3 protein-coding genes and 1 pseudogene are annotated in these 3,809 nt (G+C 67.0%); 3 read left to right on the top strand and 1 reads right to left on the bottom strand.

Annotated elements, in window-relative coordinates:
* Positions 1-100: 100 nt before the first annotated feature.
* From KDB67_RS17060 to KDB67_RS17070, 3 genes are all read left to right on the top strand, one after another.
* Positions 101-1,417 carry an NtaA/DmoA family FMN-dependent monooxygenase gene (locus KDB67_RS17060; RefSeq protein ID WP_291018099.1) on the top strand — a complete coding sequence of 439 codons (1,317 nt, stop codon included), beginning with the start codon at positions 101-103 and terminating at the stop codon, positions 1,415-1,417.
* A 51-nt stretch (positions 1,418-1,468) separates the two neighbouring features.
* Positions 1,469-2,425, top strand: coding sequence for a TauD/TfdA family dioxygenase (locus tag KDB67_RS17065; RefSeq protein WP_291018102.1), 957 nt, complete (start codon positions 1,469-1,471; stop codon positions 2,423-2,425).
* Between the two features lie 201 nt (positions 2,426-2,626).
* A complete protein-coding gene (locus tag KDB67_RS17070; RefSeq protein WP_291018104.1) occupies positions 2,627-3,424 on the top strand; it encodes an NADPH-dependent oxidoreductase in 798 nt (265 codons plus the stop codon).
* A gap of 243 nt (positions 3,425-3,667) precedes the next feature.
* Here the strand turns inward: KDB67_RS17070 and KDB67_RS17075 are convergent.
* Positions 3,668-3,809: pseudogene (locus KDB67_RS17075) on the bottom strand (diacylglycerol kinase); the annotation flags it as partial.

Consider the following 3,809-nt stretch of genomic DNA (forward strand, 5'->3'; position numbering starts at 1 on the left):
CCGGCAACGCTGCGCGCGGTCCTGGGCTTGCCGGTCCCCGGTCCGGCCGCGGCCGGCCGCGTCGTCTTTCCCACCGAACCAGCCACCCCGGAGGTGTCCCGTGCCTGACCGTTCCCCCACCAACCGTCCCGGCCACGTGATACTCAATGTCAACGTTCTCGACGTGGGCATCACCCACGACGCCTGGCGGTCCGCCGACCTGCATCCGCTCTCGTTCGTCGACACCGAGTACTTCACCGAGGTCGGGCGCATCGCCGAACGCGGCACCCTCGACGGCTATTTTCTCGCCGACGGCCCGGGCCTGCGGGAGGATCCGCGGCACAAACCCGGCAGGGCACTCGAACCCACCACGATCCTGGGCGCGGTCGCCGCCGCCACCGAGCACATCGGCCTCATCGGCACCCTGTCGACCACCTTCAACGACCCGTGGGAACTCGCCTACCGGATCGCGTCGCTGGACTATGTGTCCGGCGGGCGGGTGGCGTGGAATGTGGTCACCACCTACGCCGAGGACATCGCCGGAAACTTCGGGCTCACCGAACTACCCGACCGCGACACCCGTTATCGTCGCGCCGCGGAGTTCGTCGACGCCGTCAACGAACTGTGGGCGTCAGCCCGGAACCGGACGCCGGTGCGTTTCGACGGTGAGTTCTTCACCATCGCAGGACAATTGCCCGTTCCCCCCTCCGCGCAAGGCCAGCCACTGCTGGTGCAGGCCGGCGGCTCACCGGCGGGCCGCGAACTCGCCGGACGCCAGGCGCACGCGGTGTTCTCCGCCGAACTGAGTCTGCAGGCGGGCATCGCGCACTATCAGCACGTCAAATCCGTTGCGGCCAAAGCGGGTCGCAATCCCGAGCACGTCCGCATCCTGCCCGGGCTGATCACCGTCATCGGCAGCACCGAGGCCGAGGCCCGCGCGCGGGACGACGAATCGGCCGCGCTCGCACCGTCAAGCCATGCGGCAGCTCGCTTTTCGGCGACCCTCGGCATCGATCTCACGGCCGTCGATCTCGACGCGCCGCTACCGAAGTCGGTGCTCGCCGAACCGGTGGATCCGACCCGGTTCCGCGGTTCGCTCGGCTTCCGGGAGTCGGTGATCCGGCTGGCCGCCGACGAGAACCTGACGGTCCGGCAACTGCTCGGCAGGCTCGGCGGCGGATTCGGGCACCGCAAGATCGTCGGCTCACCCGAGCAGGTCGCCGACACCATCGAACACTGGTGGAACGCCGGAGCCGCCGACGGATTCAACCTGATGCCCGACCGCTTCCCGGACGGTCTGGAGATCTTCGTCGACGAGGTGGTGCCGATCCTGCGGCGCCGCGGACTGTTCCGACACGAATACGAGTCCACCACGCTGCGTGAACGATTCGGTGTGCCGTTCCCCGGATCGGGAACCTCGGTCTCCCTCGCGGGATAACACGAACAACCACAAGATGATTCAACCCAGAGAAAGAGAAGGACACAGCCCATGACCGCAGTACAGGAAGCAGCCCCAGTACAGGACGCACCCGCCCACACCGGCTCGCTGGAGATCTCCCCCTCCGCCGGCTACATCGGCGCCGAGATCGGCGGTGTCGACCTGCGCGATCATCTCGACCAGAACACGGTCGAGGAGATCCGCGACGCACTGCACCGCTACAAGGTGATCTTCTTCCGCGACCAGGAGATCGGCCACGCCGAACAGGTCGCATTCGCCCGGCGGTTCGGCAAGGTGACCCCGGCACACCCGCACGAGGAGAACCCACCGGCGGGTTTCCCGGAGATCCTTCCCATCGACAGCCGCCGCTACGACCAGAACCTCGGCCGCAAGCGGACGTCGTACGACCACAGTTGGCACACCGATGTGACGGCGCTCGTCAATCCGCCGGCCGCGTCGATCCTGCGTGCCGATATCCTACCGCCGTACGGCGGCGACACCGCGTGGACCAATCTCGTTGCCGCCTATGAGGGTTTGCCCAGGCAGCTCCGTGAGTTGGCCGACCGCATCGACATCCGGCACCAGTTCGCTGCGCGGGCCGCCGAAGGCAGCCAGCGTGCCCGCAAGATCGCCGAGGCCAACCTCGTCGCCTACCACCCCGCGGTGCGGGTGCACCCGGAAACCGGTGAGCGGGCCCTGTTCGTGAGTCCCGGCTTCACCCGCGGCGCCCGCGAGATCCGGGGCTTCTCACCGGAGCAGAGCGACGAGATCCTGCGACTGCTGTGGCGCGAGGCCACCCGCACCGAGTACACCGTCCGGTTCCGTTGGGCGCCGGGCAGTATCGCGTTCTGGGACAATCGGGCCACCGCCCACCTGGCCATCGCCGACGCCGGTCACCTCGGCCACGACCGGGTGCTGTACCGGGTCACTTTGGAAGGGGACGTACCGCGCGGTGTCGACGGTCGCCAGTCCGAACTCGTCTCAGGAGAGCAGTTCCTGGGTGCGTAAGGACAAGCTTCACCCCAGCAACACCACCTCTCCGCCCTCTATTGCCGGCTGAGGTGCGAGGTCGCCCAGCGACCGAGCCTCGAAACCTGGCGAGCGGACAATATCGTCTCACCGGGTTTCGAGGCTCGTCGCTTACGCTCATCACACCCCGACCAACGACGGTGAGTTGGGGAATCACACTATGAATCAAGGAGATTCAGCATGACCATCGCCGCCCGGTATGCCGACGCAGCGTTGACCCTGACCACCACCAGCGACATTATCGCCGCCCAACTCGCCCACCGATCGGTGCGCAAGTTCCTCGACACACCCGTCGACGACGCGCAGTTGCAGGCGATAGTCGCTGCAGCGCAGTCGGCTTCGACGTCGTCGAATCTGCAACCGTGGAGCGTGATTGCCGTCCGGGACCCACAGCGCAAGGCCCGGCTGGCTGCGCTGGCCAATAATCAGCAGTTCATCAACGAGGCCGGGCTGTTCCTGGTGTGGGTAGCCGACCTCGGCCGGGCACGCCGCGTTGCCGAACGCGAAAACGCACCACTGGACGGTGCCGACTATCTGGAAACCACCATCATCGGGTTCGTCGACACCGCCCTGGCCGCCCAGAACGCCGTGGTCGCGTCCGAATCACTGGGCCTGGGAACGGTTTTCGTCGGTGCATTGCGCAACAAGCCGCTGGAGGTGGCCGACGAGTTGGGTCTGCCACCGCACACGATCGCCACTTTCGGCCTGGCCGTGGGTGTTCCGGACCCGACGGAGAACGCTGGCATCAAACCCCGGCTGCCACAGGAGGCCGTTCTGCATCAGGAGCAGTACGACGCTGCCGCCGCCGACGCCCACATCACCGGTTACGACGAGTCGCTGGCCGACTACAACCGGCGGCACGGCCTCGACGGCACCTGGAGTGGCCGGGTGCTCACCCGCCTGGGCACCGTCGCGTCGCTGCACGGGCGGGAGAAGCTGCGGGACCAGCTCGAAACCCGAGGACTTCCTTCTCGTTGATTCTCAACCGGTTTGAGGTGATTTCGTCGTGCAGCCAGGTCACCGGACCCTTCGCGACCCTCGCTCCTTCGTCGCTTCGGCCTCAGGGATCAAGATGCATGGTCGCGACAGCAGCAGACCGAACGCCGCGGCATCGGCCTCAGGGATCAAGATGCTTGGTCGCGGCCCGGCATCTTGATCCCTGAGGAGCAGTCGCGCGACGAAGGAGCCGACCGCGTCTCGAAGGGTCCGGTGACCACACGATCATGACGCGACCAGGCCCCTACCCGTGATGAGCGGGAGGTCGAGGGCGGTGATCAGGCCGGGTTTCGCATCCACCACGGCGGCAACGGAATTGACCAGGCGGGCGGCGGTGACGATCATGCCGGACACGTTGTGGTCGCCG

The sequence above is a fragment of the Gordonia sp. (in: high G+C Gram-positive bacteria) genome, from assembly GCF_020438995.1.
GTDB lineage: Bacteria > Actinomycetota > Actinomycetes > Mycobacteriales > Mycobacteriaceae > Gordonia.

What these genes read in the sequence shown, in the direction of transcription:
- KDB67_RS17065 (WP_291018102.1), top strand. Translation starts at nt 1,469, where the DNA reads ATGACCGCAGTACAGGAAGCAGCCCCAGTACAGGACGCACCCGCCCAC.
- KDB67_RS17070 (WP_291018104.1), top strand. Translation starts at nt 2,627, where the DNA reads ATGACCATCGCCGCCCGGTATGCCGACGCAGCGTTGACCCTGACCACC.